This is a genomic window from Nocardia gamkensis NBRC 108242, from assembly GCF_001612985.1.
Lineage (GTDB): Bacteria > Actinomycetota > Actinomycetes > Mycobacteriales > Mycobacteriaceae > Nocardia > Nocardia gamkensis.
Genome location: NZ_BDBM01000053.1, coordinates 15759 through 42302, shown reverse-complemented (window position 1 = coordinate 42302; position 26544 = coordinate 15759). Strand labels below are relative to the sequence as shown.

The 26544-nt window shown below is 68.6% G+C and carries 29 protein-coding genes; 17 read left to right on the top strand and 12 right to left on the bottom strand.

Going from position 1 to position 26544, the window contains the following annotated elements; translation table 11 throughout:
• Window positions 1-87 precede the first annotated feature (87 nt).
• Window positions 88-543, bottom strand: coding sequence for a VOC family protein (locus NG1_RS29385; RefSeq protein ID WP_062976245.1), 456 nt, complete (start codon window positions 541-543; stop codon window positions 88-90).
• 320 nt (window positions 544-863) lie between these two features.
• On the opposite strand from NG1_RS29385, the gene NG1_RS29380 reads away from it, so the two are divergent.
• From NG1_RS29380 to NG1_RS29330, 11 genes are all read left to right on the top strand, one after another.
• Window positions 864-1529, top strand: a complete 666-nt coding sequence (locus NG1_RS29380; protein ID WP_062976218.1) for a hypothetical protein — start codon at window positions 864-866, stop codon at window positions 1527-1529.
• Between the two features lie 5 nt (window positions 1530-1534).
• A complete protein-coding gene (locus NG1_RS29375; RefSeq protein ID WP_062976243.1) occupies window positions 1535-2680 on the top strand; it encodes an SRPBCC family protein in 1146 nt (381 codons plus the stop codon).
• A complete protein-coding gene (gene gvpJ, locus NG1_RS29370; protein WP_174315509.1) occupies window positions 2677-3084 on the top strand; it encodes a gas vesicle protein GvpJ in 408 nt (135 codons plus the stop codon). Before NG1_RS29375 ends, gvpJ (NG1_RS29370) begins: the two co-directional genes overlap by 4 nt.
• Complete coding sequence (locus NG1_RS29365; RefSeq protein ID WP_062976216.1) at window positions 3084-3845, top strand: GvpL/GvpF family gas vesicle protein; 762 nt, start codon at window positions 3084-3086, stop codon at window positions 3843-3845. Before gvpJ (NG1_RS29370) ends, NG1_RS29365 begins: the two co-directional genes overlap by 1 nt.
• A 3-nt stretch (window positions 3846-3848) precedes the next feature.
• Complete coding sequence (locus NG1_RS29360) at window positions 3849-4085, top strand: gas vesicle protein GvpG (RefSeq protein ID WP_062976214.1); 237 nt, start codon at window positions 3849-3851, stop codon at window positions 4083-4085.
• 28 nt (window positions 4086-4113) lie between these two features.
• Window positions 4114-4446, top strand: coding sequence for a gas vesicle protein GvpO (gene gvpO, locus NG1_RS29355; RefSeq protein ID WP_062976212.1), 333 nt, complete (start codon window positions 4114-4116; stop codon window positions 4444-4446).
• A complete protein-coding gene (gene gvpJ / locus NG1_RS29350; RefSeq protein ID WP_062976210.1) occupies window positions 4443-4829 on the top strand; it encodes a gas vesicle protein GvpJ in 387 nt (128 codons plus the stop codon). Before gvpO ends, gvpJ (NG1_RS29350) begins: the two co-directional genes overlap by 4 nt.
• Window positions 4826-5617, top strand: a complete 792-nt coding sequence (locus NG1_RS29345) for a GvpL/GvpF family gas vesicle protein (protein WP_062976208.1) — start codon at window positions 4826-4828, stop codon at window positions 5615-5617. Before gvpJ (NG1_RS29350) ends, NG1_RS29345 begins: the two co-directional genes overlap by 4 nt.
• The gene (locus NG1_RS29340; RefSeq protein ID WP_062976206.1) at window positions 5614-5838 is read left to right on the top strand and encodes a gas vesicle protein; all 225 of its coding nucleotides are present in this window, start codon (window positions 5614-5616) and stop codon (window positions 5836-5838) included. The genes NG1_RS29345 and NG1_RS29340 overlap by 4 nt, the downstream gene beginning before the upstream one ends.
• Window positions 5831-6130 carry a gas vesicle protein K gene (locus NG1_RS29335; RefSeq protein WP_062976204.1) on the top strand — a complete coding sequence of 100 codons (300 nt, stop codon included), beginning with the start codon at window positions 5831-5833 and terminating at the stop codon, window positions 6128-6130. Before NG1_RS29340 ends, NG1_RS29335 begins: the two co-directional genes overlap by 8 nt.
• Before the next feature lie 86 nt (window positions 6131-6216).
• Entirely contained in the window at window positions 6217-6939 is a 723-nt protein-coding gene (locus tag NG1_RS29330; RefSeq protein WP_062976202.1) for a TVP38/TMEM64 family protein, read from the top strand.
• 33 nt (window positions 6940-6972) lie between these two features.
• On the opposite strand, the gene gcvH is transcribed toward NG1_RS29330, so the two are convergent.
• Both gcvH and NG1_RS29320 read right to left on the bottom strand, forming a co-directional pair.
• The gene (gene gcvH, locus NG1_RS29325; RefSeq protein ID WP_062976200.1) at window positions 6973-7365 is read right to left on the bottom strand and encodes a glycine cleavage system protein GcvH; all 393 of its coding nucleotides are present in this window, start codon (window positions 7363-7365) and stop codon (window positions 6973-6975) included.
• A gap of 283 nt (window positions 7366-7648) precedes the next feature.
• Complete coding sequence (locus tag NG1_RS29320) at window positions 7649-8095, bottom strand: cupin domain-containing protein (RefSeq protein ID WP_062976198.1); 447 nt, start codon at window positions 8093-8095, stop codon at window positions 7649-7651.
• A 134-nt stretch (window positions 8096-8229) separates the two neighbouring features.
• Here NG1_RS29320 and NG1_RS29315 point away from each other — a divergent pair, with 134 nt between their 5' ends.
• Together NG1_RS29315 and NG1_RS29310 are read left to right on the top strand one after the other, a co-directional pair.
• Complete coding sequence (locus NG1_RS29315) at window positions 8230-8925, top strand: TetR/AcrR family transcriptional regulator (protein ID WP_063910469.1); 696 nt, start codon at window positions 8230-8232, stop codon at window positions 8923-8925.
• A 196-nt stretch (window positions 8926-9121) separates the two neighbouring features.
• On the top strand, window positions 9122-10825 hold the full coding sequence (locus NG1_RS29310; RefSeq protein WP_062976196.1) for a metallophosphoesterase: 1704 nt from the start codon (window positions 9122-9124) through the stop codon (window positions 10823-10825).
• Window positions 10826-10837: 12 nt separating this feature from the next.
• On the opposite strand, the gene NG1_RS29305 is transcribed toward NG1_RS29310, so the two are convergent.
• On the bottom strand, window positions 10838-11167 hold the full coding sequence (locus NG1_RS29305; RefSeq protein ID WP_062976194.1) for a TfoX/Sxy family protein: 330 nt from the start codon (window positions 11165-11167) through the stop codon (window positions 10838-10840).
• Between the two features lie 467 nt (window positions 11168-11634).
• Here NG1_RS29305 and NG1_RS29300 point away from each other — a divergent pair, with 467 nt between their 5' ends.
• The gene (locus NG1_RS29300; protein WP_062976192.1) at window positions 11635-13860 is read left to right on the top strand and encodes a hypothetical protein; all 2226 of its coding nucleotides are present in this window, start codon (window positions 11635-11637) and stop codon (window positions 13858-13860) included.
• A 50-nt stretch (window positions 13861-13910) separates the two neighbouring features.
• Here the strand turns inward: NG1_RS29300 and NG1_RS29295 are convergent, their stop codons facing one another.
• Both NG1_RS29295 and NG1_RS29290 read right to left on the bottom strand, forming a co-directional pair.
• A complete protein-coding gene (locus NG1_RS29295; RefSeq protein ID WP_062976190.1) occupies window positions 13911-14888 on the bottom strand; it encodes an alpha/beta hydrolase in 978 nt (325 codons plus the stop codon).
• Between the two features lie 234 nt (window positions 14889-15122).
• Window positions 15123-16034 (bottom strand): Rossmann-fold NAD(P)-binding domain-containing protein, encoded by a 912-nt coding sequence (locus NG1_RS29290; RefSeq protein WP_062976188.1) that lies wholly within the window; start codon window positions 16032-16034, stop codon window positions 15123-15125.
• A gap of 140 nt (window positions 16035-16174) precedes the next feature.
• On the opposite strand from NG1_RS29290, the gene NG1_RS29285 reads away from it, so the two are divergent.
• The 3 genes from NG1_RS29285 to NG1_RS29275 all read left to right on the top strand — a co-directional run bounded on the left by NG1_RS29285 (window position 16175) and on the right by NG1_RS29275 (window position 18249).
• Entirely contained in the window at window positions 16175-17155 is a 981-nt protein-coding gene (locus NG1_RS29285; RefSeq protein WP_062976186.1) for a GlxA family transcriptional regulator, read from the top strand.
• A gap of 135 nt (window positions 17156-17290) precedes the next feature.
• Entirely contained in the window at window positions 17291-18064 is a 774-nt protein-coding gene (locus tag NG1_RS29280) for an SDR family oxidoreductase (RefSeq protein WP_062976184.1), read from the top strand.
• Window positions 18061-18249, top strand: coding sequence for a hypothetical protein (locus NG1_RS29275; protein WP_062976182.1), 189 nt, complete (start codon window positions 18061-18063; stop codon window positions 18247-18249). Before NG1_RS29280 ends, NG1_RS29275 begins: the two co-directional genes overlap by 4 nt.
• Window positions 18250-18450: 201 nt before the next feature.
• On the opposite strand, the gene NG1_RS29270 is transcribed toward NG1_RS29275, so the two are convergent.
• The 6 genes from NG1_RS29270 to NG1_RS29245 form a co-directional block, all read right to left on the bottom strand.
• Window positions 18451-19209 (bottom strand): sirohydrochlorin chelatase, encoded by a 759-nt coding sequence (locus NG1_RS29270; protein WP_062976180.1) that lies wholly within the window; start codon window positions 19207-19209, stop codon window positions 18451-18453.
• Window positions 19206-20447, bottom strand: a complete 1242-nt coding sequence (locus NG1_RS29265; protein WP_062976178.1) for a uroporphyrinogen-III synthase — start codon at window positions 20445-20447, stop codon at window positions 19206-19208. The genes NG1_RS29270 and NG1_RS29265 overlap by 4 nt, the downstream gene beginning before the upstream one ends.
• Before the next feature lie 7 nt (window positions 20448-20454).
• Window positions 20455-20856, bottom strand: coding sequence for a nitrite reductase small subunit NirD (gene nirD / locus NG1_RS29260; protein WP_062976176.1), 402 nt, complete (start codon window positions 20854-20856; stop codon window positions 20455-20457).
• Between the two features lie 64 nt (window positions 20857-20920).
• Window positions 20921-23446 carry a nitrite reductase large subunit NirB gene (gene nirB, locus NG1_RS29255; RefSeq protein WP_062976174.1) on the bottom strand — a complete coding sequence of 842 codons (2526 nt, stop codon included), beginning with the start codon at window positions 23444-23446 and terminating at the stop codon, window positions 20921-20923.
• Window positions 23447-23475: 29 nt separating this feature from the next.
• On the bottom strand, window positions 23476-24981 hold the full coding sequence (locus NG1_RS29250) for a nitrate/nitrite transporter (RefSeq protein WP_062976239.1): 1506 nt from the start codon (window positions 24979-24981) through the stop codon (window positions 23476-23478).
• Between the two features lie 301 nt (window positions 24982-25282).
• On the bottom strand, window positions 25283-26536 hold the full coding sequence (locus NG1_RS29245) for an MFS transporter (protein ID WP_373686199.1): 1254 nt from the start codon (window positions 26534-26536) through the stop codon (window positions 25283-25285).
• Window positions 26537-26544 lie beyond the last annotated feature (8 nt).

The following is a 26544-nucleotide window of genomic DNA, read 5'->3' as shown; positions in this document are numbered from 1 at the left end:
ACGACCCCGCCCGGACAATGGCGTCCGGGCGGGGTCGTCCGCATTGCCGGGCGTGGCGGCGTCATTCGCCCGGTTGTCCGTGAGGGGTCAGGCGTTGTCGTAGACGTCCTGCAGCGCCTTCACGTCGAGCTTGGACATCGACCGCAGGGCGGTGCCGACGGCGATGGTCTTGGCGGGATCGTCGCCGCCCATCAGCTTCGGCAGCGCCGAGGGCGCCACCTGCCAGGACAGGCCGTAGCGGTCCTGGAGCCAACCGCACGGGCCGGGCTCGCCGCCGTCGGCGGTGAGGGTTTCCCACAGGCGGTCGATCTCGTCCTGGGTGTCCACGATCACCTGCAGCGACGCGGCATCGGTCAATGGGTGGCCCGGGCCGCCGTTCATCAGCGTGACCGCTTGACCATCCAGGTTCAGCGAGACGATGAAGGCCGACCCATCGGAGTTGCGGGAGATGTCGACGACCCGCGAGTTCGGGATCACCGAGGCGTAGAAGGCGGCGGCTTCCTCGGCGGCGTTGTCGAACCAGAAGAAGGTGTTGACGGACATGATGTGCTCCTGTGCTGTGGTGTGACCTGCTGTCACCTTCTGGTCGGAACCGCTCAGCCGCCTTCGACATAGTTCGCCGATTTCTCCGGAAATTTTTTCGGGAGCGTCGGGCACTCTCCGCCAGACGATCGCTGAAAGAGCTTCCGCAGCCCGGTACTTCTCCGCTTTTCGCAGGCAGAACCCATCGACCCAGTAGGTAACCAGGCATACGCTGAGGTTTGGCCGCCGCAATGTGGTCTACCCCACTTCTGGGGGACGTCAAGTCTCGGCGCCCCGGCTTCGCCGGAGCGGTGGCAGTCGAGGCGAGCTAGGAGTGAGAAATGAAAGGTGGAGGAAGAATCGCGTTAGGGGTGGGCATCGGGTACTTCCTGGGCCGCACGCGCAAGATGCGCTTCGCGTTGTCGCTCGCGGGCGCCGCGATGGCCCGGCGATCCGGGGGAACGCCGGGAGACCTGCTCGAGCGTGGGACCTCGTTGCTCAAATCGTCGCCGGAGTTGGCCAAGATCACCGACACCGTTCGCGGCGAGTTGCTCGGCGCCGCGCGGACCGCCGCGGTGACCGCCGCCAGCAACCGCATCGATGCACTGAACGACCGGTTGCAGCAAGGTTCGACGCTCCTGGCGAGCGGGGATCGGCGCGGCTCGCGGGAGACGGATGCCGACGAGGACGACTACGACGAGGAATCGTCCGAGTACGACGAGGAACCGGCCGAGGACGACGAGCAAGCATCCGAGGACGAAGGTCCCGAGGACGAGTACGAGGAAGACGAAGAGGACTCCGACCAGCCCGAGGACGAGGACGAGGACACCGAGCGGCCCGCCGCGCGGACGCGTACTCGCAGGTCGGCCGCCGGCGCCCGGCGGGGAGCCGGCTCTCGGGCCGCGGACCGTTCGTCCGACTCCGGGGATCGCAAACCGACCGGGACCCGGGCGCGCCGCAGTCGCGCCGATGCCGGTGAAGCGCCCGTGCGACGCACGAGGAGGTGAGTTCGATGGCGAAAACTCTGCGCGACGCGACGGCCGGGGTCGGCAAACTGGCCGACACGGCGGGCCGGGCTACCAAAGCCGCGACCGGAGCGGGTTCGAGCGCCGAGAAGAAGGCCCCACAGACCTCGCCGACCGGTCTCCTACAGGAATCGATGCAGAACCTTGCCGGAACCCTGGCCCAGCGTGCGGCGTCCGGGCTCACGAACCAGGTGTCGAAGACGGCGGGCAGGTTGACCGATTACGCCGAAGGCGGCGGAGGAAACCTCCTGTCGGCGCTGACCGGCGTGGAGAAGCTCGCCGGAGGCGCCTCGCCGTTCCAGGCGGCCATGAGCATGGGCAAGAGCAAGCTCGGCCACACGCTGCGCGAAGGGTTCGAGACGGCGAAGGAGTCCCTGACCGGCGGCAAGGGCAAGGGCGGCGGCAAGAAGATCAAGCTGACCAATATCGTCGAGCACATCGACGTCGGCGTCCCGATCGACCTCGCCTACGACCAGTGGACCCAGTTCGCGGACTTCCCGAAGTTCACCAAGAAGCTCGAGCAAGTCGAGCAGACGGCCGACGAGAAGCTCAGCTGGACCGGCAAAGTGTTCTGGTCCCGGCGCACCTGGGAATCCACGATTCTCGAGCAGGTGCCCTTCGAGCGGATCGTCTGGCGGTCCAAAGGCCACAAAGGCTACATCGACGGCGCGGTCACCTTCCACGAGCTCACGCCGGGCTATACCCGCATCCTCGTAGTGCTGGAGTACCACCCCAAGGGAGTCTTCGAGAAGACCGCCAACATGTGGCGCGCGGCCGGCCGCAGGTGCCGCCTGGAACTCAAGCACTTCCAGCGCCACGTCATGACCGAGTCCGTGCTGCACTCCGACGACATCGTCGGCTGGCACGGCGAGATCCACGAAAGCAAGGTCGTCAAGGACGACGAGACCGCACGACAAGAAGAGGAGAACACCGAGGAAGACCACGCGGACGAGGAGAGTTCCGCGCAGGAGGAGCCGGACGAAGAAGAAACAGACGAGACCGACGAGCGAGACGCCGACGAGCGCGACGAAGACGAGGAGGGCGAATCCGAGTCGCCCCGCCGTCGACCGGCCGCCCGCCGTCGCACCACGGTGACCCGCCGGTCGCGCGAGAAGCGAGGAGCAAACGCATGACCATCGAACCCGCAGGAGGCGGCGGCGGAGGTGGAGCGGGCACAATGGCGCGCCCGAATTCCTCCAGCCTGGCCGACGTGATCGACACGATTCTCGACAAAGGCCTGGTCATCGACGCGTTCGCACGCGTGTCGCTGGTCGGCATCGAACTGGTGACCATCGACGCCCGCGTCGTGGTGGCCAGTGTCGACACATATCTGCGTTTCGCCGAGGCCGTCAACCGGCTGGAGATCTCCACCCAACCGAAGGGGCTGACCGACCTCGTCGGCGAGGGCACCCAGGGCTTGGCGAAGCACAAGACGAGCGGCGCGCTCGAGGCGGCGGGCGAGAAGGTCATGGACTTTCTCGGCGACGTGCAGGAGAAGCGCCAGACGGCGAACAGGCCCCGACGCAAGGAGGATTGATGACTACCGCTCGAGCCGCCGTGTACGTCTACGGGATCGTGCCCGCCGATGTGGAACCCGAGTCGAACGCCGTCGGTGTCGGTGATCCTCCGGGCAAGGTCGGGGTGGTGCGGCACGGCGAGATCGCCGCGCTGATCAGCACACTCGAATCCGATCGACCGCTGGGCACACCCGACGACCTCACCGCCCACGCCGAGTTGCTGGACGGGTCCGCCGCGGTCGCCCCGGTCCTTCCGCTGCGGTTCGGCGCGGTCATGACCGACGCGGAGGCGGTGGAGAACGAATTGCTCGAGGCGAACGAGAACGAATTCCGTTCCGCGCTGGAGCAACTCGAGGGCCGTGCGCAGTTCGTGATCCGAGGGCGGTACGTGGAGAACACCATCCTGCGGGAACTGCTCGACGAGAATGCCCGGGCCGCCCAGCTGCGCGACGAGATCCGCGACAAACCCGAAGACGCCACGCGCAACGCCCGGATCGCGCTGGGCGAGCTGATCAATCAGGCCATCGAGGCCAAGCGCGCCGAGGACACCCGCAGGGTGGTCTCCGAAATCGAGCAGTTCGAGCCGCTGGTCAACCAGCGCGACCCGTCCCATGAGGAAGAGGCCGTCCACATCGCGGTGCTGGTCGAGCTGGCCCGGCAAAAGGAACTGGAGGAAACGCTGCGCAGACTCGGCGAGGAGTGGGACGGCCGCGTGGAACTGAACTTCCTCGGTCCGATGGCCGCCTACGACTTCGTGACCAAGCGCGCACCCGAGGAGTAAGACATGTTGTTCGGTGTGGTCACGTCGATCTTGTCGTTGCCTGTCGCCCCGGTGCGCGGAGTGATCTGGTTGGGGGAATTGATCCAGGACCAGGTGGACCAGAAAATGCACGATCCCGCCCTGATGCGGCGGGAACTCGAGGAGATCGACGCGGCCGCCGCAGCCGGTCAGCTGTCCGAAGAGGAGAGGAAACAAGCGCAGCAGGCGGTCCTGGATCGCATGACCGGTCGGCAAGCGTGATCGCGATCGACCGGAAGGAGTGACTCGCGTGGCACGCAAGACCACTTCCGAAGACTCCGAGGACGTGCACTCGGCTTCCGACGAACCACCTCCCCTCACCACGGCGCAGGCCGTCGCGGTGGCGGTGGAACTCTTCGTGGAACTGACCTCGAAACAGGTGCAGGGCGTCACCTCGCTGGAACCGGCCGAGGACGGTTGGCAGGTGGAGATCGAAGTGCTCGAGGACCGCCGCATCCCCTCGTCGGCGGACATCCTCGCGCTCTACGAGGTCGAGATCGATCTCGACGGGAACCTGGTGGCCTACCGCAGAACGAGGCGCTATGCCCGTGGCAGCACCGATATCGGAAGGGATCGGCGATGACGGTGGTCGGCGGCGGTTCGTCCGCACCGCAGCCCTTCGGCGGCGGGGGGCATTCGACGAACCTCGCCGATATTCTCGAGCGGGTGCTCGACAAGGGCTTGGTGATCGCGGGCGACATCCAGGTGAACCTGCTCGACATCGAACTGCTCACGATCAAGCTGCGCTTGGTGATCGCGTCCTTGGAGACGGCCAAGTCGGTCGGCATCGACTGGTGGGAGACCGACCCCTGGCTCAACAGCAAGGCCCACACTTTGGAACGGCAGGATCACGATCTCGAACTCGAGAACCGTGAGCTCCGCGACCGGATCGCCGAACTGGAGGCCGCCGGCGAACAACGTCAACCGATCGATCGCCGCCGCGAGCCGAGGGAAGAGCGGTCGTGACCGAGGGTCTCGGAGTCTGGTTGTACGCGGTGACGTCCAGCCGGGGCGGCTCGGAGGACTTCGGCGAGCTGACCGGCGTCGCGGGTGAGCCGGTGCGCATGGTGGTCTCCGACGATCTGGCGGCCCTCGTCGGCTCCGTGCCGCTGGAGGTGTTCGGGGAGGAGCCGCTGCGCGGTCAGCTGGAGGATCTCGATTGGCTGGAGGGGACGGCCCGGGCACATGACGCCGTCGTGTCGGCCTCGGTGCGCCGCGGTCCGACCGTCCCGCTCCGGCTGGCCACCGTCTTCCTCGACGAGGACCGGGTGCGCGACCTGCTCGACGAGCGGCGAGCGGACTTCGCCGCCGCGCTCGCGCTGGTGAGCGGACGCACCGAGTGGGGCGTGAAGGCCTATGGTGACCGGGCCGCCCTGACCGCCGCCGTGGCCGAGGCCCGTGCGGGCGAAGGCAGCGGGAAGGGCGCGGGCGCCGCGTATCTGGCCCGGCGCCGCGCGCAGCTGTCCGCACAGGAAACCGTGGAACGCGACGCGGCGCAGCGGGCCGAGGAAATCCACACACGCTTGGTTCGCCATGCCGCGGCGGGCCGACGGCAGGCACTGACCGATCCGACACTGAGTGGCCGCCGGGATTGGATGGTGCTCAACGGGACATATCTCGTGGACGACGATCACACCGACGACTTCGCCGCAACCGTCGCCGCACTCGGCGACGAATTCCCCGGCATCCGGCTCGAACTCACCGGCCCCTGGCCGCCGTATTCGTTCGCGGGCGTGGAACGAGAGCCGGCATGAGCCGGGCGGGCCGCGATGTCGACGAGCGCCGCGTCGCGCTGGTCGATCTGCTGGATCGGGTGCTGGCAGGCGGCGTGGTGATCACCGGCGACATCAGGCTCGCCATCGCGGACGTCGATCTTGTCCAGATCTCGCTGCGCGCCCTCATCTCCTCGATCAGCACCCTGTCCACGTCACTCGGGCCCGCGACGCACGGCGCGCTGGAACCGCCCGATGACTGAATTCGGCGGCATCCCCCCGCGCATCGACACCGAACCCGAATCCGTCGAACGCGGACTGGTCAGCCTCGTCCTCACCCTGGTGGAACTCCTCCGCCAACTCATGGAGCGCCAAGCACTCCGCCGAGTCGACGCGGGCGACCTCACCGACACCCAGATCGAACGCATCGGTACCACCCTCATGCTGCTCGAACAACGCATGGACGAACTCCGCGACCACTTCGGCCTGACCCCCGAAGACCTCAACATCGACCTCGGCCCCTTGGGCACCCTCCTCCCCCGCGACCCACCCTGATTCGTGTCCAGCGGCACATGGTGGAGAGTCTTCTCGGCAACCACGAGTCGAGGTGTGGTCGCGCGTGCGGCAGGATTGGGCGCACCATGACCGGCGGCGATCAGCTCTCTCCCGGCAGCCGGCGGCTGCACATCGCACGGCTCGCGCTGTTCGCCGCGGGCCTGGCGGTGATGTTCTATCTCGTCGCCGTCGCGCGGGTTATCGACGTCGAGGGGGTGCGCGGCATGGTCGCGGCGACGGGGGCTGCGGCGCCGTTCGCCTATCTGGTGGTGTCGGCTGTGCTCGGCGCCGTCTTCGTTCCCGGGCCGCTGCTGGCAGCCGGGAGTGGTCTGCTGTTCGGGCCGCTGGTCGGGACGTTCGTGACACTGGGTTCGGCGGTGGGCACGGCGACCATCACGAGCTTCCTCGGGCGGCGGGCCGGCCGCGAGAGCGCGCGCGGCTTGCTCGGCGCCGAGCGCGCCCAGCGCATCGACGCCCGGATCGAACGACGCGGAATGTGGGCCGTCGTCGGTCAGCGCTTCGTCCCGGGTATCTCCGACGCCCTGGCGTCATATGTCTTCGGCGCTTTCGGAATTCCGTTGTGGCAGATGGCCGTCGGCTCGTTGATCGGATCGGCGCCACGGGCCTTCGTCTACACCGCACTCGGCGCATCGATCGGTGACCTCTCGGCCCCTCTGGCCTATACCGCGATCGCGGTATGGTGCGTCACCGCGATCATCGGAGCTTTCGCCGCACATCGCGGCTACCGCAGTTGGCGCGGGCGGAGTGCACGTCGCGAAACAGTGCCGGACCGCGACCCGGACCACTGACCCCTCGCCTGCGGACGGGGCGGCGTTCCCCGGTTACGCGCCGAGATCCTCGAGCAACCGGCGGTAAGCGTCGGCGTCGAGCAGCTCGTCATCCGAGGCGCCTTCCGCCCGCCTGATCTTGAACAGCCAGGCCGCGTACGGGTCGTTGTTCACCTGCTCGGGGTCGTCGGCGATCGCCGGGTTGACCTGGACGACTACGCCGCGCGCCGGGCTGTACATCTCGGCGATGGCCGAGACCGCCTCCACGGCGCCGACGGCCTCGCCGGTCCCGACGAACGTGCCGACGCCGGGCGTGGTGACGAACAGGATCGTGCCCAAGTTCTGTTGCGCATGGTCGGTGAGTCCGACCGCCAGCGTGCCGTCACGCTCCGGCCGCGCCCACATGTGCGCATCGGTGTACTTCAATTCAGCAGGAATCATCGACATGTCTGGGTCTCCATCCGGAAGTCGACGCACCGCAGATCGCCCGCCGCGGACGATCACCGCACAGCTTGCTACACGGTCCGCGTCATCCGAGTTCGCACACGCCGACCGAAGACCAGCGCGGCCGGATCATGTTCTAGCGATCCCGCACGCGCCGAGACTCACGAACTCGGACACAGGCGCATCGTCGTGCACACGACCGTTCGACCCGAGACAGCCGCTTATCCAAGAGCCGCCGAGACCGCTACGGCCGGACTGTCGGCACCTTCGACCAGAGACGAGAGCGTTACGCGCAGGGCGGGGCGGGTGCGTCGATGAACAGCGGGTCGCCTGTCGGTGGGGCGTAGACGACGTCGAGGACCAGCGGTTCGCTGCCACGGTTCAGACCGACGTGGACATTCCATTCGCCCGCGGGCTCGTAGATGAACTCGCCGGTGCGATAGACCGGTGCGTCACATTCGGGACCGGGGTGGGTGAGCGTCCCCGATCGGACGAAGCCGAAGACCGGGCCGACGTGGTAATGCCAGCCGGTGGAGCCCCCGGGGCCGATCGTGATCTCGCGGACGACCAGATCGGTGCCCGCGACGAACGGTAGGAGCCCGGCGGGGATCCGGGCCTCACCGAGGGTGACGGCGGTGATGTCGCTACCGGGCGTCGCGTCGGCAGGTGCCGCACTCACCAGGGCGGCGGCGAGCACCACCGGCACCACGGCGACGCGGAGAAAGAGCGTCATCTCTGGCAGCCTAGTCACGGGGGTGTCACACCGGAACCTCGTTCGGCAACGACCCCGGAGAATCGGAATCCTGCCGAGCGCCGCCCCTGTGGTGGCGAGTATCCACGACAAGATCACTGGATTACCGTACGTACGTGGCCCGGACAGACGAAGAGGATTCGGCGGCGAAGATCATCGACGCCGTGTTGTCGATGCTCGAGTCGGACGGCTATGACGCGGTCCAGTTGCGGGCGGTCGCGCGGAACGCGCACGTCTCCCTCGCCACGGTCTACAAGCGCTACTCCACCCGTGACGATCTGATGCTCGCCGCGGTCGAGCGATGGATGGCGACCAATACCTACGCCACCCCGGCGCCGCAGATCGAAGGCGAGACGCTTCGCGATGGCCTGATCCGGTTGTTGCGGTATGTGTTCGAACCCTGGGAACGAAATCCCCGGATGCTCGAAGCCTACTATCGCGCACGATTCGGCCCCGGCGGCCGACGACTGGACGCCCAAGGCTTCGACGCCGTGCTGCCCGCCATCGCAGCCCTTTTCGCCGACGCCGAGCCCGAGTACACAGCGGACATCGCGCTCGTGCTGACCCATATGACCTACGCGCTGATCGGCCGCTTCGCGAACGATGATCTCGACATCGTCGAGATACTGCCCGCCCTCGAGCGGACCGTCCTGAGGCTGACCGGGAACAACGAACCATCGGCAGCTGCCGCCGGGCGCGCGCGACCGGGCGCGCAGAGCTTCGCGTGGAGCGATTCGCTCGTCTCCCCGTTCTCCCCCGATCTCACCACCGACCGGGATCGCTCGCCGCACCCGCCGGACCAGACCGAGTAGACGCGTCCACACGATGCCCACGAAAGCACCGCCTGCGCAGTTACGCCCGTGAAATGCTTTCCGGCACCGCATATTTGCGCATTCACGACATTTACCCCATAGCGCAACCTTCCGAAGCCGGTCGTTTGCGAGGTATTCCCGCCTGCGGTGCGGCGTCGAGTTGCTCCGCGCGCCCGGCCGGTACAGCATCTGCGGTATGCCGTCCACACCGCTGAATCCAGCAGGCGACGTTCCCGACACCGGAATCCCCGGCCATCTCGCCGCTCATATGACCATGGCCGAGCAGCACGAATGGCACCGCGCCTACCTGCGCCGTCACCCGGTGTCGCGGCGCAATATCCTGCGCGGCGCCGCGGCGGCCGCGGCCGTGGCCACGATCGGCACGGCGCCGTTCGGCGGGCGCGCCTACGCCGAGGACGCCCAGCTGGCGGTGGGTGGACGACGCGTCGCTTTCGGCCCGGAGGCGGCCGGCCAGTTGCGTTTCGCGGCGCAGCTGTCCCGGCGTCCGGCGGGCGCCACGGTGTACCTCGATCACGGACCGACGCCCGCGTTGGGCGCCACGGTGGAAGCCGAAGTGCGCAACCTGCTCACCCAACTGCCCACCGACGACGGCGGCGTGCTCGCGGCCGAACAGTTCTACGTGCACGCCCCGGTGGATGGCCTGCCCGGCCGGGTGCCGCACTTCTACCGCTGGCGGACCTCCGACGGATTCGTCGGCGACATCCGCAGCGCCGCGCCCGCGATGCCCAGCGCACGCCCCGCGGTCCTTCCGTTCCGTTTCACCATGATGGGCGACCAGGGCACCGACGAGACCCCTGCGCTGCCCGAAGGCGTCGCTCCCGGCGACTACGACGACAAGTACTACAAGGCCGACAACGATCCGGCCGCGCCGCACGCGAGCAACGTGTTGCGCCAGATCGCCGCCGCGCGGCCCGATTTCCACATCCTCGCAGGCGACATCGCCTACGCCGATCCTTCCGGCGCGGGCAAGCCGGGACAGTTCGCCGCGCACGGAGCACGACCGGCGAGCGGGTTCGACAAGTACAACCCCTACGTCTGGGACGTCTACTTCAACGCCATCGAGTCCAGCGCCGCCCAGACGCCGTGGATGTTCGCCACGGGCAATCACGACATGGAAGGCACCTACGGCGAGCACGGCTACGGCGGGCACCTGGCGCGCCTGGACTTCCCCGGCAACGGTCCGGCGGGCTGCCCGTCGGCGTACGCGTTCACCTACGGCAACGTCGCGGTGCTCTCGCTGGACGCCAACGACGTCACCTACGAGATCCGCGCGAACAGCGGCTACTCCGGTGGCGCGCAGACGAGCTGGGTGGAGCGCACCCTGGCCGCCTACCGCGCCGACCCCGACATCGACTTCATCGTCTGCTTCTTCCACCACTGCGCGTACTCGACCACCGAATCGCACGCCAGCGACGGCGGCGTGCGGGACGCGTGGGTAGGACTGTTCGACCGATTCCAGGTGGATCTGGTGTTGCAAGGCCACAACCACGTCTACGAGCGCACCGATCCGATCCGCGGTGGCCAGGCGACGAAGGTCGCGGGCGACAACTCGATCGTCTACCCGGAGACCGACGGGACCGTCTACTATACCGTGGGCGGCGGCGGACGCCCGCGCTACGAATTCCAGCCGGGCTCACGAGAGACCTTCCGCGGCAACGAATTGCCCGACACCGGGGTGCCGAACAGCTACGTCTGGACGCCGGGCGGCGGCAAGCAGGACGAAGCCGCGCCATGGTCACGGGTCCGCTTCCGGAATTACTCGTTCCTGCGCGTCGACGTCCGGCCCGGCGTGTTCGCCAGCGAGATGGATGTGGTCGCGGTCGACGAGTACGGCCGCGAGTTCGACCGTGTGCTGTTCCGGCGGCAGGTCCGGCCCTGAACCGGGCCGGTTCTATTTCTTCTTCGGCGGGAGGGTCCGGGCGTAGGCGACGCCGCGCTCGACCCATTCCCGCAGGACTTTGTCGTCGTCGGTGGTGGTGACCCGCAACCAGCCGACCATCTCGCGACCGCCCATGACCATGGGCTGCACGGCGTCACCCAGCAGCCGCTCGCCCTCCTCGGGATCCACCCGCACCAGCAGACCGCCCTGCCCGCTGGCGGCGACCGCCATATTGCCACCGATCAAGAAGGCGAGTCCGCCGAACATCTTCCGCTCGGTGAGTTCGGGGCCGGGCACGATCAGTTCCCGGATTCGCTCGGCCAGCTCTTCGTCGTATGCCATAGCGGCATTGTTCACCCGGTATCCGACAAATCGGCGTTCCGCCGGTCGAGAGCCCGCGTGTCGTCTCCGGGGCCTCGGCGCGGCGTAGGCGGCCGAGCACATCGATGACGCGGCATGTATCCGGCGACCGTGGCCGATACTGAAAATTACTGCACCACAGTCTTTTTGATCGGACCCCTAGGCATACGGCCGAGGTACGTACGTACACTCCCGAGCCGCCTGGTTGTCATTGGACGTTCAAGCGGATGTTTCCGTACCTGTCTGTAATACAGGCGTGAGACGGGGCCGCGCATTGTCATCGGCCTCAGCGCGCAATCCGTTCCACTTCTCGCAGTCGGCTGCGCCCCACAGACGGGACGAAGGACTCTTCCGTGCACATCTGCCCCCCAGCGGTGCGATCACGCGCTGTCCGCCGTAGGTCATCGAGGCGGCATCCGATTCCGGTCCCGGGCACGTTCCGCACGGCGGTGCGCGCACTGCGCGGCGGGGGGCCGAACCGGTGGCCGCGTCTCGAAACAGGTCCTTGGCGGCGCCGGGCCGTCTGGATCGCCCTGATCATCTTCGCGCTCTTCGTCTTCCCCGGCTTCGTCGGCGCGCTGGCCGCCGCCCAGGACGCGGCGGGCGGCACGGCCGGAACCTCTCAGATCGACGGCCTCAGCTGGATGAACATCCACGACTCGTCGGGTATCGCGCTGTCGGACTACCGGTTCGCCACCGGCGACGAAAGCCTGTTCAAGCCGCGCGCCACCATCCTGTGGGCCGTACTGGGTTTCGAGTTCATCGGTTACATAGCCATCGTGACGACGGCGATCTGGCTGATCGGCTACGCGCTGAGCTTCCGGTGGCTGGATATGTTCAGCGCGGCCCTGCACGGCGTGGCCGACGCCATGACGGCACAGATCGCGACCCCGATCATGCTGGTCACCGCGGCGAGCATCGGCGCGGTCTGCGTCGGGTGGTTCATCGCGCGCGGCTACCACGCGAAGGCCACCATGCAGGTGGTGACGATGGTGGGCGTGGCGCTGCTGGGTCCGTTGTTCCTGGCCGAGCCCTTGGCGGACGTGCTGTCCTCGCACGGGTTGCTGGCGCAGGGCCGCGACCTCGGCATCTCGGTGGCGGCGGGCTTGAACGGCGACGCCGATCCGAATCCGACCCAGCTGGTGGCGACGATGCAGAGCGATCTCGCCGACAATTTCGCCCGGCAGCCGTTGCAGGTGTGGAATTTCGGCCATACGGTCGACCAGCGGCCCGCCTGCCGGTCGGCGTGGTCGGCCGGTGTGGCGGCAGGCGACGACGCCCGGGTGATCAGCGGCTTGAAGTCGTGCGGCGACGCCGCCGCGCACGCGAAGGCCGAGAACCCCTCCATGGGGCAGGTCGCCACCGGGCTCATGCTGCTGACCTGCGGCGGCATCCTGCTGGTCTTCGCGATGTACCTCGGACTCAAGGTGATCAAGGCCGCGCTGGACACGATCTATCACGGGTTCATGTCGATATTCGGTTTCGCCGCAGGCGGATTCGTGTACGGACCGACGCAGACCTTCCTGGTTCGCAATATCGTGGACAGCTTCGTCGCTGCGGCGCGCATGACGGCGTACACCATCTTTCTCGGGGTCTACATCCTGTTCATGGGCAACCTGTTCGCGCAGGCCCGCGGCCAGGTCATGGCGGTGATCATCATCGCGGGCACCGTCGAGATCGTCGCCGTGTTCCAGCTCAAACGCCTCAGCAGCGGCCTCAGCCGCGGCAACGACTGGATCGCCAACCGGTTCGGCCTCGCGATCCAGGGTCAGGGCAAGTCCGCGAGCGGCGGCAGCGCCACCGCCCTCGGCATGGGTGGTGGCGGCGCTGGAAAGTCCGCGCCCGGAATGGGTTTGGTGAGCACCCTCACCACGCTCAATGCCGTCAACTCCTCGCCGGTGACGGCATGGCTCGCCGGAGGACGGGTCAATCCGTTGAACCCGCTGTCGAGCACACGAAGGAGGATCGAACGCTCCACCAGGAGAATCCTGACCAGCCGCGAAGAGGGATACATCGAGCACCAGCTGGCCCGCACGAACTGGCGCTCTGTCGCGGTCGACGCGGCCGCGCCGATGGGCGGCATGCGCACCCAGCTGGGCGTCTCCCGTGCCCTGAAAGTGCTTCGGGACAACAAGGTTCCCGATTCACGGATCCATGCCGTGCTGCTCTCCTCCGGCGCCACCCACGAGCGGGTGACCCACGCGTTCACGGCGTACTCCGTCCAGGAATCGACGGCATCGCAGAATCCGTACAGCTTCGCACCGTTGCAGAAGGCGATCGCGGCGGCCTGGGCGGTGGACAACCATGTGCACCACGAGGCGCACGACGCCTTCGCCGCTCAGGCGGTCATCGCGGCGGACAGTTTCGTCCGGCACAGCAACGCACCGGCCCCCGGCGCCGCCATCGATCACGGATTCGTGCAGCGGGTCGAGCAGAATTGGCATTCGGACCGGGCACTGCGGGCGGCGATCACGCCGGACGAGTGGGACGGCGCGGGGCGTGACACTCGATGGGCGATCGGGCACCGAGTCGCGACCTTGCACCAGCAGGCGGCCCGGACCTACTACGAGAATCCGAACGACATCAACCGGGAAGCCTTGATGCGATCGGCCAGACGCGTCGCCAACCTCGACCACCTGGATCCCGAGGGTGGACTCGACCCCTGGAATCCGTAGCGAACTCGCGCGTACCGGGTCGATCCGGCTCGGCCGCCGGGTCGTCCCGATCAGACGCCCAGCGCACCCGCGAACAGCGACCAGGACTCGTGCACGTCGTCCTGCCAATAGGTCCAGGCATGCGTGCCCGCGGGGCGGAGATTCGCCGTGAAGGGGATGCCGAGAGCGCTCAGCCGGTCCACGAACGCCCGGGTGCAACCGTTGATCACCGTCTCCATGCCTCCGCCCACCAGCAATCGATCCATCAGCCGGAAGGGGTTGCCGTCGATGCCGGGATCGCTGAGCGTCTCGTGCGATCCCGGTACGCCGGTGCTCGCGGAGATGTAGAGCGCCACACCGCGCAGCCGCTCGGCCTGCACCATAGGGTCGTGTTCGGCCCAGGCCGGATCGCCGGGAGGACCCCACATATTGGCCGGGTCCGCGCCGAACACTCCCAGTTGCGATCGGACGATCGCCTGGCCCATCGGATCGCTGGTGCGCGGACACCCGCTGTAGGCGCCGACCGCCTGATACAGGCCGGGCGCACCGATCGCGAGATCCAACGCGGAAGTCGCCGACATGGAAAGTCCCGCGACGGCGTTGCGGCCGTTCATCCCGAACCTGGCCCCGAGCAGCGGCGGCAGTTCCCTGGTCAGGAACGTCGTCCACATGTTGCGGCCGAGCACAGGGTCATCGCGCAGCCAATCGGTGTAGTAGCTGGCGCGCCCGCTCAACGGCACGATCACGTTGACCGGTTTGTCCGCGAAGAACGCCGCGATGTCGGTGCGCCGGGTCCACGGACCCCCGTCCTCGCCCCCGTCCACGGCGTTGAGCAGGTACAGCGCGGGAGCGCCGGAACCCGGATGCGACATCCACAGCGTGATGGGGCGATCCATCGCCGCGGAGTGGACGACGACTTCGAACTCCCGCCCACCCAGCGGGCGGACGTCGAGAATGCTCGCGCCGGGATCGGCGGCGGCGGTCGTGGCCGGGACGAAGGCGGCGCACACCGCGAGAAGTGGAACCAGGCATCGCAGGAGCCGGTACATGAGACGAGTGTCTATCACCCCCACCTGGGTGCATACGGCAATCGTCGAGCACGTTCTCAATCGCACATGAAATTGCCGCTCAAACGCTATAAATGCCGATAATCTTGATTACTCGATCTATAAAGCAATTATTGGGCGAATATCAACGTATGATCGCGCTGCGACCGTCGGGCCGCGCATCCACGGCCGCACCGTGCGCGCGAGACCCGCGCGCGGGTCTCGCGCGCACCCGGATCAACCCCCGCGCACCACCTGCGCGAACACCTCATCCAGATCGGATGCCTTCAGTCCGAACGTGTCACGAATGGCTGAATCGTCGACTGTGAAGACCTCGTGTGACATGTGGTAGGTCTCGAACAGTTCGGCGTAGAACGGATCGGTCAGACCGAGCAGCGTCAACTCCCTATCGTTCATGACGGCCAGCCGCGGCTCGGTCGCTCCGGCGGCCGCCGCGAACCGCCCGGCGATCTCCCGCACGGTCGTCGTGATACTCGGCGCATGCCAGGGGCGGCCCCACGCGCGCTCGTCGCGCGCGACGGCGACCGCTGCCGCCGCCGCGTCACCGACCGCGGTGTAGGCGTGCGGCAGGTCGAGTTCCTGCGGCAGCAGCGCCAACTGCCGGGCCAGGATCTTCGGCTGGGCGAGCAGCGTGAACAACGAGATCGCCCCGGGGCCGACGAATTGCCCCGCCCTGACCTCGGTGACGCGCACCCGTCCCGCCCGGTGCGCTTCCTCCGCTTCCCGCCACATCCGGGCGCGCACCCGCCCTTTCGGGCCGGTGGCCGCGAGCGGGGACTGCTCGGTGACCGGACCGTCGACGGGACCGTAGCCGTACAGATTGCCGAGCATCACGTAGTTCGCACCGGTCCGCTCGGCGACGGACCGGATGGACCCGAACAGCGGCGGAATGGTCTGCGGCCAGGTGTGATACGCGGGCATGGCCATGTTGAACAAGGTTTCCGCACCCTCCGTGACGGCGGCCAGCGCGGCCGTATCCAGCGCGTCCATGGCGATTCGTTCGATCTGCGGGTGCTCGGGCCCAGCACCGCTGCGGCTGACCATGCGTACTCGGTCGCCGGACTCGGCCAGTAGCGCCGCGGTGGCCGAAGCAGTGGCGCCGCGCCCGACGATGACATGCGTTGGCATGCGAATTCCTCTCTACAACAACATGATTCACGCGACAGCTGGCCCGTTCCCGCCGTTTGCCGATCGCGTACCAGTCAGCCTGCCGGGACGCGGGCCGGTAGACTACTGGCCGGATTGCCAACTATCCCAAGGATCGGGCCATGCTGACTGTCGCCGTTGTCGCGGTTCCTCCGGTGAAGGCTTTCGACCTGGCCATGCCGGAAACGGTGCTCGGCGCGGCGATGGTGGACGGCGAACCCGGCTACCGCATCCTTGTGTGCACCGCGGCGCCCGGCGTGCTGCCCGCCGGACTGGGCGGCTTCGACGTGGTCGTCTCCCGGGGCTTGGCGGCGATCGAGGAAGCGGACATCGTCATCGTGCCGAGCACCGGCAGCCGCGCGGACGCCGACGCCGCCACACTGACCGCCCTGCGTGGCGCGGTGGCCGCGGGCAAACGCGTCACCTCGATATGCAGCGGCGCCTTCGTCCTGGCGCAGGCGGGCCTGCTGTCCGGCCGCACCGCCACCACACACTGGGGCCTGGCCGACGAACTGGCGGCGAACCACCCGGATGTGGCGGTCCGCAGCGACGCGCTGTTCATCGAGGACGGTCCGATCACCACGGCCGCGGGCGCGGCGGCCGGAATAGATCTGTGCCTGCACCTGATTCGCGTCGACTACGGCGCGACGGTGGCGAACGCCGCCGCCCGCACCGCCGTCGTCACGCCGGTGCGGTCCGGCGGGCAAGCTCAGTTCGTGGACGCGCCCCTGCCCGCGGAGAAAGGTGTCACGCTCGCGGACACCCGCGCCTGGGCGCTGCGGCGGCTGGACACGCCGCTGTCGCTGGACGACTTGGCCGCCCACGCGCGCACCAGCGTTCGCACACTGACCCGCCGCTTCCACGAGGAAACCGGTCTCAGCCCGCAGAAATGGCTGCTGCACCAGCGCTTACAACGCGCCAGGGAACTGCTGGAATCCACCACGCTGCCGATGGATCAGGTGGCCAGGCACAGCGGCCTCGGCTCGGCGGAGTCGTTGCGGCAGCACATGATCCGGCAGGTAGGGGTGCCACCGAGCAGCTACCGCGCGTCGTTCACCCGCGCGCCCGCCTCGATGAGCGGCGGGGAACTTACTCGGCCCTAGCGCGCGGCAGGCGGGCCCACCGAACCGACGCGACCGAGCGATCGCTCCACGGCCGGCCTGCTACCGGCTGTGCGACTCGCCACTGTGACGGCGCACTTGCCTACGCCTGCCGGGTTTCCTCGGTAGAAGTTGACCATGACCAAGACTCTCGTCACGGGCGGAACCGGCGCGCTGGGCAGGCTTGTGGTGGATCGGCTGCGCGAAGCGGGTCATGATGTGCGGGTGCTTTCCCGGCGCTCGGGCGCGGGCACGCATGTGGGCGATCTGCGCACCGGTACCGGCGTGGCGCAGGCCGCGGCGGGTGCCGACGTAATCGTGCACGCGGCTTCGGATTTCCGTCGGATGGGCGGCTCCGACCTCGCCCAGACCGAGCATCTGCTGCGGCACGCGCGAGAGGTCCGGCACCTGCTGTACGTGTCGATCGTCGGGATCGACCGCATCCCGTTCCGGTATTACCGGAACAAGCTGGCCTGCGAGCAAGCCGTCATCGACAGTGGTGTGCCGCATACGATCCTGCGGGCGACGCAGTTCCACGAGCTGATCGCGGCCGTGTTGCACAGCGTCGAGAGATGGCCGATCGTGCCGCTGCCGCCGCACTTCCGTTTCCAGCCGGTCGCCGCCGCCGATGTGGCGCGGCGGCTCGCCGCGTTGGCCGAGGGCGAGCCGCTCGGCCGGGCTCCGGACTTCGGGGGTCCGGAAGTGCGGACGATGACCCAGTTGGCGCAGGTCTGGCAAGCCGCCCGGCAGCGGCCGCGGCGGATCGTCCCGCTCCCGGTGCCCGGCCGGATCGGGAGCGCGTTCCGGGCGGGCCTGAACACCTGCCCGGATCATCCCGACGGCACACAGACCTGGTCGCAGTACGTCGCGGCGAACCCGGCGAATCCCTATGCCGCCGAACCAAAGCGATGACCGCGGAACCGCGTCGGACCGGGCGGCTCACCGACTCGTCCGAGCCGCCGAAACCGGGGACCAGCCCTGCCGGTACCGGTGGCGGCGCGGAACCGGCCGTGCCCGCGCTTGTCGGCGGCGCTCCGGAGACCGGCGACCAAGCAGACCTGACCGGCGGCACAGGTGAGTCGACCGCCGATCACTGAGCGAGCCCGCACTCACCCCACCTCCCCAACAACTACCGTTACCAGCCGACGATCAGTAGACCGGTCCGACCGGCCATACGTCACTCGACCGCCGATCGCTCAGCGAGCCCGCACTCACCCCACCTCCCCTAACAACGACCGGTACCAGCCGACGATCAGCAGACCGGTCCCACCGGCCATGCGTCACTCGTCCGCCGATGCTCAGCGAGCCCGCGCCCGGACCATCTCCCCCGCCGCGACCCGGTAGCGGTCGGCGATCAACCGGACGACCGCCGGGTGCACACCGATTGGCTCGGCGACGCCGTCGGCTCCCGCCTCGTGCAGGCGCTGCTGGAACAGGCCGTGCGCGAGCAGGTACGAGGCGACGAAGACCCTGCCCGCCCCTGCCGCGCGCAATTCCGCGACGACGTCCGGGACGCGCGGCGCGCCGGTCGCGACGTAGCCGATGCGGACCGCGACACCGAGGTGTTCGGCCAGCAGCGCGGCCGCGCGCCGGACGTCCTGCCGGGCACGGGCATCGGAGGAGCCCGCAGCGGCGAAGACGACCGCGTCGCCCGGGGACCAGCCCGCCGCGCGCAGGCGCATCGCCATGATCCGCGCCAGCGCCGGGTCCGGGCCCATGGCGGGCGTGACCGTCACCGCGGGATGGGCGCTCTCGGCGACCTCACGCGGCACGTCCTGGTAGACGTGATATCCCGAGGCCAGGAACGCCGGAACCACGACGGCGGGTACGGATTCGCCGGTGGGGGTGACCAGATCGCGCAGCACCTCCGACGGCGAAGGGCCGAGCACGTCCACGAATGCCGTGCGCACCCAGGGACCGTCGCCGGTCTCGGTGCCGGGCCCCGAAATCCCGGCACCGAGTTCCTTCGTCACGGCCTCGGCGAGCGCCGCGATCATCTGTACGCCCTTGGTGCTGCGGGTCCCGTGGGCCACCACCACCAGGGCGGGCGCGGTCACCAGTTCCCCGCGGTCTGGATGTGCCGAGGTGCCCGGGTCGGAATTCCGACGCCGGGCACCTGCGGGCCTCCTGTCGCGGTGGGCCGTGGATTGTTGTCGATACATTCCGCCGGGTCCAGCGCGAGCCGGTACCCGCGTTTGACCACGGTTTGAATCGCTTTCGGCGTGCCGAGTCCGGCGCGCAGCCGGGCGATGGCGGTCTCCACCGCGTGCGTGTCGTCCCCGCCGCCGGGCAGCGCGGCGAGCAAGTCCTCGCGGGAGACGACCCGGCCGGGCTGACGGGCCAGCGAGCGCATCAGGGCCATCGGCGCGGGCGCCAGCTGACGCACCTGACCGTCGACCACCACGCACGCGCCGCGCACGCTGATGATGTGGCCCGCGGCGTGAATCCGGTTGGCGCGCCGGGGCAGTTCCTCGGCGACGTGGCGGGCCAGCGCACCGAGGCGGGCCCGGCCCGGCATCGAGGTGGGCACCCCGAGTTCCTCCAGCGGCGCGGCCGTGATCGGGCCGACGCAGGCGGGCAGCACCCGGCCGCGCAGCGCGTACAGCAACCCCTCCAGCAGTCCGGTTTCCTTGGCGCGCATCAACATCGACGCCACGGCGGGGGCGCTGGTGAAGGTGACGCAGTCCATGCCGGAGGTGACGATCGACTCGATGAGGTGATCCATCGGCCCCTGATCGTCGGGCGGCACCCAGCGGTACACCGGCACCGGCACGACATCCGCGCCCGCGCACCGCAGGACCTCGCAGAAGTCGGGCACCGGCTCCCACTCGGTGGTGGCACCGTGCAACTGCACGGCGATCCGGACGCCCTCCACGCCTTCGGCGAGCAGGTGATCGAGCACTTCGGCGGAAGACTCGGAGGCGGGCGACCATTCCTCGCGCAATTCCGCGGCGCGGATGGCGCCCTTGGCCTTCGGGCCGCGCGCGAGCATCCGGGTGGTCCCCAGCGTCGCGCGCAGATTCTCGGCCAAGCCCCAGCCTTCGGCCGCCTCCATCCACCCGCGGAACCCGATTCCCGTGGTGGCCACGGTGATCTGTGGTGGATCGGCGACCAGCTGCCGGGTCACTCGTTCCAGCTCGTTGTCGTCGGAGAGCGGGATGATCCGGATGGCAGGCGCCGAAACGATGGTCGCGCCCCGGCGTTCGAGCAGCGTGGCGAATTCCACCGCCCGCCGGGCCGCCGTGATGCCCACCGTGAATCCGGCAAGGCTCTCGCCCGCGTCAACTGTTGTCATTGGCGTTTCATCCATCCGAGGACGAGAGCGCGGTGGCCACCGGCTCGTTGGAAATCGAAACGATGCCGTGGTCCACGCGCACCGCGTACACCGGCAGCATCGCCGATTCGTCGTCCAGGCAATGCCCGTCGACCAGAGAGAAGGCCTGCTTCAGCAGCGGCGAGGCCACGACGGGCGCCCCACCGCGATCGCCGACGATCCCGCGCGACATGACCGCCGCCCGGCCGATCGGATCGATATTGCCGACGGCATACAGCATGCCGTTCTCCAGCAGGAACAGGGCGGCCTGCTGGCCGCCTTTCAGCAACACCGCAACGCCGCGGCCGGGGATCAGGTAGTCGAGACGGCAAGCCTGTGTCCACCCGGTGGCGGTAGCTGTGGCAATGCCGGGGGTATCGATCACGGTCATCGGTGTCATCCTCCAAACGCCTTACTCATTGGTACCGGCGTTCTGTTTCCAAGCGGTTAAGCGGTCATTTCCCCTGCGTGGCGACCGGAACTTTGGGCAGTCCCAGCAGGACGGGAACCTTCCGCTCGCCCGAATCGTCGAAGGAAATCGTCGGATCGGCTTCCTCCGGGGCGTTGACGAACGACACGAAGCGAGAAAGCTTCTCCTCGTCGTCCAGCACGGCGGCCCACTCGTCGCGGTAGCCGGCGACGTGCTGGGCCATCGCCGCCTCCAGATCCTCGGCGATGCCGAGGCTGTCCTCGCAGATCACCTGCTTGAGGTAATCCATGCCGCCCTCCAGCGCTTCCTGCCAAGGAGCGGTGCGCTGCAAACGATCAGCGGTGCGGATGTAGAACATCAGGTACCGGTCGATGTACTTGATCAGCGTCTCGTCGTCGAGTTCACCGGCCAGCAGCACCGCGTGCTTCGGGGTGAGGCCGCCGTTGCCGCCGACGTAGAGGTTCCAGCCGTTCTCGGTGGCGATCACGCCGACGTCCTTGCCTCGCGCCTCGGCGCATTCACGGGCGCAGCCGGAGACCGCCAGCTTCAGCTTGTGCGGCGACCGCAGGCCGCGGTAGCGCTTCTCCAGCAGCACGGCCATGCCGACCGAGTCCTGCTGGCCGTAGCGGCACCAGGTGGAGCCGACGCAGCTCTTCACGGTGCGCAGCGACTTGCCGTAGGCGTGACCGGATTCCATGCCCGCGTCGACCAGCCGCTTCCAGATCAGCGGCAACTGCTCGACGCGCGCGCCGAACAGGTCGATGCGCTGGCCGCCGGTGACCTTCACGTACAGGCCGAATTCCTTGGCCACCTCACCGATGGTGATCAACTGCTCGGCGGTGACCTCGCCGCCGGGCATCCGCGGCACCACCGAGTAGGTGCCGTTCTTCTGGAGGTTGGCCAGGAAGTGGTCGTTGGTGTCCTGCAGCGCGGCCTGCTCGCCGTCGAGGATGTGGTCGCTCGAGGTGGAGGCGAGGATGGACGCGACGGTCGGCTTGCAGATGTCGCAGCCCGCGCCCTTGCCGTACTTGGTGATCAGGCCGGAGAAGGTGCGGATACCGGTGACCTGGACGATCTGGAACAGCTCGGCACGCGACTGCTCGAAGTGCTCACACAGCGCCTTGGACATCTCCACGCCGGACTGCTCGAGCAGCTTCTTGAGCATGGGAACGCAACCGCCACAGGAGGTTCCGGCGGTGGTGCAGCTCTTGATCGCCGGGACGTCGCAGGCGCCGTCGGCGATCGCCCCGCAGATCGCGCCCTTCGACACGTTGTTGCACGAGCAGATCTGCGCGTCGTCGGGCAGCGCGTCGGCGCCCAGTTCGGCGCCCGCGGGCGAGATCAGCGCGGCCGGTTCGGCGGGCAGCGGGCGGCCGACCAGCGGGCGCAGCGCCGAGTAGGCGGTGGCGTCGCCGACCAGGATGCCGCCGAGCAGGGTCTTCGCGTCGTCGGAGACGACCAGCTTGGCGTAGGTGCCCTTGGCCGCGTCGTGCAGCACGACCGACAGCGCGCCCTCGGTGACGCCGTGCGCGTCACCGAAGCTGGCCACGTCCACACCCAGCAGCTTGAGCTTGGTCGACATGTCCGCGCCCGGGAACTCGCCCGAGCCGCCCAGGAGGCGGTCGGCCACGATCTCGGCGGTGCTGTAGCCCGGCGCGACCAGGCCGTAGCACACGCCCTCGACGGCGGCGCATTCGCCGATGGCCCAGATGTTCGGGTCGGAGGTCTGCAGGCCGAGATCGGTGATGATGCCACCGCGGGGGCCGACCTCGATCCCCGCGTCGCGGGCGATCTGGTCGCGCGGGCGGACACCGGCGGAGAACACCACGAGCCCGGCTTCGATCACCGTCTCGTCGGACAGGGTGACCTTCACTCCCTGGTCGGCCGCCTCGATCGAGGAGGTGCCCACGCCGGTGTGCACGTGCAGCCCGAGGTCGGTGACCAGGCGCTCCAGGATGGCGCCGCCGCCCTCGTCGACCTGGGCGGGCATCAGCCGGGTGTTGTACTCGACCACGTGCGGGGTGAGCCCGAGCAGGCGCAGCGCGTTCGCGGCCTCCAGGCCGAGCAGGCCGCCGCCGACCACCACGCCCACCGCGCCGGGGCCGGCGGCTTCGGCGGCCGCGCGGATGCCGTCGAGGTCGTCGAGGGTGCGGTAGACGAAGCAGGCGGGGTCGTCGTGGCCGGGCACCGGCGGCACGAACGGGTAGGAACCGGTGGCCAGCACGAGCGCGTCGTAGGCGAGGATGTCACCCGACGAGGTGGTCACCTTGCGCGCCGCCCGGTCGATGGACTCGGCGCTCTGGCCCAGGCGCAGCTCGACCAGCTCGTCACCGGCGTACTCGTTGCCGGGCAGCGCGAGCGCGCTCGCGTCCCAGGCGCCGACGTAGGAGGAGAGGCCGACGCGGTCGTAGGCGGGCAGCTTCTCCTCGCTGAGGATGATCACCTGCCAGCGGCCTTCGGTGTCGCGCGAGCGCAGCGCCTCGACGAACCGGTGCCCGACCATTCCGTGGCCGACGACCACCGCGGTCTTACGAGCGACTGTGGGGTTCATCTGTGTGTCCTCCTGGACTGGATCGGGTGTCAAGCGCGGGCCGACGAGCCGGCGGACGGGGTCTGGGACGGGGACTGGCCTGCTTCGGCTTCGAGGACGAAGGTCTCCGCCTCGGCCACGACATCGGACTCGGCGGGCAGGCCCCGCAGGCCGGGACGGCGCAGGAACACCGCCCAGACCACCAGGGCGCACAGCACGTAGAAGGCCATGAACACCCAGAACGCGGTGGTGGCCGACTTGGTGGACGCGTAGGAGGAGCGCAGCACCAGGTTGATGCCCACGCCGCCGAGGGCGCCGATGGCGCCGACGAAACCGATCAGCGCGCCGGAGGTGTTCTGCGACCAGGCCGACCGTTCGGCGGGCGTGGCGTCCAGGCTCCTGGACTTGGCCTCGAACACCGACGGGATGATCTTGGTGACCGACCCGTTGCCGATGCCGGAGAGCACGAACAGGGCGATGAAGCCGACCACGAGCGCGGTCATCACGGCCCCGCTGGCCACGCCGTTGTTGCTGTCGGCCATCGTGCTGGCCACGGTGACCAGCACGGCCGCCGCCATCATGGCGCCGAAGACGTAGAGGGTGACGCGGCTGCCGCCGATGCGGTCGGCCCACTTGCCGCCGTAGGGCCGGGCCAGCGAGCCGAGCAGCGGACCGATGAAGGCGATCTGCGCGGCGTGCAGCGTGGCCTGCGCGACGCTGTCGCCGCCTGCCCGGAAGCTGATCTGCAGGATCTGGCCGAAGGCGAAGCTGTAGCCGATGAACGAGCCGAAGGTGCCGATGTAGAGGAACGCGATCGCCCAGGACTGCGGCACCTTGAGGGCGGTGAGCATGTAGGACAGGTCGGCCTTCTGGTTGGGCAGGTTGTCCATGAACAGCGCCGCGCCCAGTCCGGCGATCGCGATGAGGACCAGGTAGACCGCGCAGATCAGCGAGGCGTACCCGTTGCCGATGGTCGCGATGACCAGCAGGCCGATCAGCTGGATCACCGGAACGCCGATGTTGCCGCCGCCCGCGTTCAGGCCGAGCGCCCAGCCCTTGAGCCGCTGGGGATAGAACGCGTTGATGTTGGTCATGGAGGAGGCGAAGTTGCCGCCGCCGAAGCCCGCGAAGGCCGCGACCACCAGGAACGTCGTGTACGACGTGCCCGGCTGATTGATGAAGTACAGCGCGAGCAGCGTCGGGATCAGCAGCATCACCGCGCTGAACACCGTCCAGTTGCGCCCGCCGAACCGCGCGGTCGCCACGGTGTAGGGAATCCGCAGGAACGCGCCCACCAGGGTCGGCATGGCGACCAGGAAGAACTTGCCCGCCGGGTCGATGCCGAACTTGTCGGTCGGCATGAACAGCACCATCACCGACCAGATCGACCACACCGAGAAGCCGACGTGCTCGGCGAAGACCGACCAGATCAAGTTGCGCCGGGCGACGTCCTTGCCGCCCGCTTCCCAGGCGGCGACATCCTCCGCATCCCAGTGCTCGATGCGCGGCCTGCGGATCTTCGTCCGTCCCAGCGCTTCCAGACGGTTACGCGTCAACGTGCTCAACGGGGCCTCCCAATGTCGGTTGGCTCCACGGTAGGAAAGGGGTATTGCCGAAATGCTGCGCGAAATGACCGTCAAATCAACGGTTGCTCACGATTACCGGTGACCGGGGGTGAGTTTCGCGGGAATGTTTCAAGCATGTGACACAACGGTTTCCATGCGTCACAAAAGGACAGAATTCGAATTCCGCGGGCGGTGAGGTGTGACGCGCGCTACGTCGCACAATTCGGATGCGCACATCCTCACCCTGTTCGCACAGTCGCGCAACCGGAGCTGTGAGATTCGGCGCCGGGCCTCAATTCCAGGTGTCTTCGAGCAGCCGCGGCTTGCACGCCTGCCAGGCGCCCGCCAGCAGGACCAGCACCGCCAGGCCGAGCAGCGCGAACGGAAGGAGCCAGCCACCCGTCGCCGTGTGCAGCACGCCGAACAGCAGCGGGCCCACGCAGGCCACGGCGTACCCGACGCCCTGCGTGAAGCCGGACAGCGCGGCCGACCCGGCAGGGGTGCGGGTGCGCAGGTTGATCAGCGTCAGCGCCATCGGGAACGTACTCGGGCCGAGACCGAGCACGACGACCCAGAGGATCGGCGCGGCCATCGGCGCGACGAGCAGTCCGGTGAACGCGATGAAGAACAGCACCGCGCAGCCCACCACGACCGGGAACGGATTGCGGAACCGGGCGACCACGGTGGGCGCGGTGAGCGCGGCCACCAGGCCGACCACGGCGAACAGACCGACCATGGCCCCGCCGTACGCGGCGCTCGCGCCCGCCTCGCTCAGGATCTTCGGCAACCAGGTGAACATCGCGTAGGTGGTGAGCGAGGTCATGCCGAACATGCCCGCCATTCCCCAGGCGATGGGCGAGCGCCACACGCGCCCGGTGGGCGGCTGCTCCGGCACGGCCGTCCGGTCCGCGCCGTCGTGTCCGCGCCTGCCGCGCAGCACCGCCAGCCACGGCACCGCCGCGGCGAAGCCGAGCACACCCCACACCCCGAGCGACACGCGCCAGCCGTGCGCGTCCGCGACCGGGACCGCGATGAAGGCGGGCACGACCGTGCCGAGTTGCACCATCACGATGTACAGCGAGCTGATCACGGCGAGGCGATCCGGGAAGTACCGCTTCACCAGCGGCGGGATCACCACGTTGCCGATGCCCATGCCAGCGAGGGCGAGGGCCGAGAAGACGAGCAGTTCGGCGGTGCCCGACATCAGCACCCGCAGCACCATGCCCGCGCCCGCCATCAGCATGGCCGTCAGCGCCGTGCGCTCCAGCCCGAGCCGGACCGCCAGGACCGGGGTGAGCAGCCCGGACAGCGCGAACATGGCGGTGGGGATCATGCCGAAGACGCCGACAACGGCGGCCCCGTAACCGATCTCGGCGCCGATCCGCTCGGCCAGCGGGCTGTACGCGGTGACGGCGACCCGCAGCGTGAGCGCCGACATCACGATGGCGGTGAGCACCAGCAGGCGGCCCTCGGTCAGCGCACGTCGACGGCGCTCGACCAGGACGGATTCCTGGCGAGCCTCGGTTCCGGGAAGCGTCACAATCACCGAGAAAT

Coding starts and splice junctions, on each gene's coding strand:
- NG1_RS29385 (WP_062976245.1), bottom strand. CDS start 543: ATGTCCGTCAACACCTTCTTCTGGTTCGACAACGCCGCCGAGGAAGCC.
- NG1_RS29380 (WP_062976218.1), top strand. CDS start 864: ATGAAAGGTGGAGGAAGAATCGCGTTAGGGGTGGGCATCGGGTACTTC.
- NG1_RS29375 (WP_062976243.1), top strand. CDS start 1,535: ATGGCGAAAACTCTGCGCGACGCGACGGCCGGGGTCGGCAAACTGGCC.
- gvpJ (WP_174315509.1), top strand. CDS start 2,677: ATGACCATCGAACCCGCAGGAGGCGGCGGCGGAGGTGGAGCGGGCACA.
- NG1_RS29365 (WP_062976216.1), top strand. CDS start 3,084: ATGACTACCGCTCGAGCCGCCGTGTACGTCTACGGGATCGTGCCCGCC.
- NG1_RS29360 (WP_062976214.1), top strand. CDS start 3,849: ATGTTGTTCGGTGTGGTCACGTCGATCTTGTCGTTGCCTGTCGCCCCG.
- gvpJ (WP_062976210.1), top strand. CDS start 4,443: ATGACGGTGGTCGGCGGCGGTTCGTCCGCACCGCAGCCCTTCGGCGGC.
- NG1_RS29340 (WP_062976206.1), top strand. CDS start 5,614: ATGAGCCGGGCGGGCCGCGATGTCGACGAGCGCCGCGTCGCGCTGGTC.
- NG1_RS29335 (WP_062976204.1), top strand. CDS start 5,831: ATGACTGAATTCGGCGGCATCCCCCCGCGCATCGACACCGAACCCGAA.
- NG1_RS29330 (WP_062976202.1), top strand. CDS start 6,217: ATGACCGGCGGCGATCAGCTCTCTCCCGGCAGCCGGCGGCTGCACATC.
- gcvH (WP_062976200.1), bottom strand. CDS start 7,365: ATGTCGATGATTCCTGCTGAATTGAAGTACACCGATGCGCACATGTGG.
- NG1_RS29320 (WP_062976198.1), bottom strand. CDS start 8,095: ATGACGCTCTTTCTCCGCGTCGCCGTGGTGCCGGTGGTGCTCGCCGCC.
- NG1_RS29310 (WP_062976196.1), top strand. CDS start 9,122: ATGCCGTCCACACCGCTGAATCCAGCAGGCGACGTTCCCGACACCGGA.
- NG1_RS29305 (WP_062976194.1), bottom strand. CDS start 11,167: ATGGCATACGACGAAGAGCTGGCCGAGCGAATCCGGGAACTGATCGTG.
- NG1_RS29295 (WP_062976190.1), bottom strand. CDS start 14,888: ATGTACCGGCTCCTGCGATGCCTGGTTCCACTTCTCGCGGTGTGCGCC.
- NG1_RS29290 (WP_062976188.1), bottom strand. CDS start 16,034: ATGCCAACGCATGTCATCGTCGGGCGCGGCGCCACTGCTTCGGCCACC.
- NG1_RS29285 (WP_062976186.1), top strand. CDS start 16,175: ATGCTGACTGTCGCCGTTGTCGCGGTTCCTCCGGTGAAGGCTTTCGAC.
- NG1_RS29280 (WP_062976184.1), top strand. CDS start 17,291: ATGACCAAGACTCTCGTCACGGGCGGAACCGGCGCGCTGGGCAGGCTT.
- NG1_RS29275 (WP_062976182.1), top strand. CDS start 18,061: ATGACCGCGGAACCGCGTCGGACCGGGCGGCTCACCGACTCGTCCGAG.
- NG1_RS29265 (WP_062976178.1), bottom strand. CDS start 20,447: ATGACAACAGTTGACGCGGGCGAGAGCCTTGCCGGATTCACGGTGGGC.
- nirD (WP_062976176.1), bottom strand. CDS start 20,856: ATGACCGTGATCGATACCCCCGGCATTGCCACAGCTACCGCCACCGGG.
- nirB (WP_062976174.1), bottom strand. CDS start 23,446: ATGAACCCCACAGTCGCTCGTAAGACCGCGGTGGTCGTCGGCCACGGA.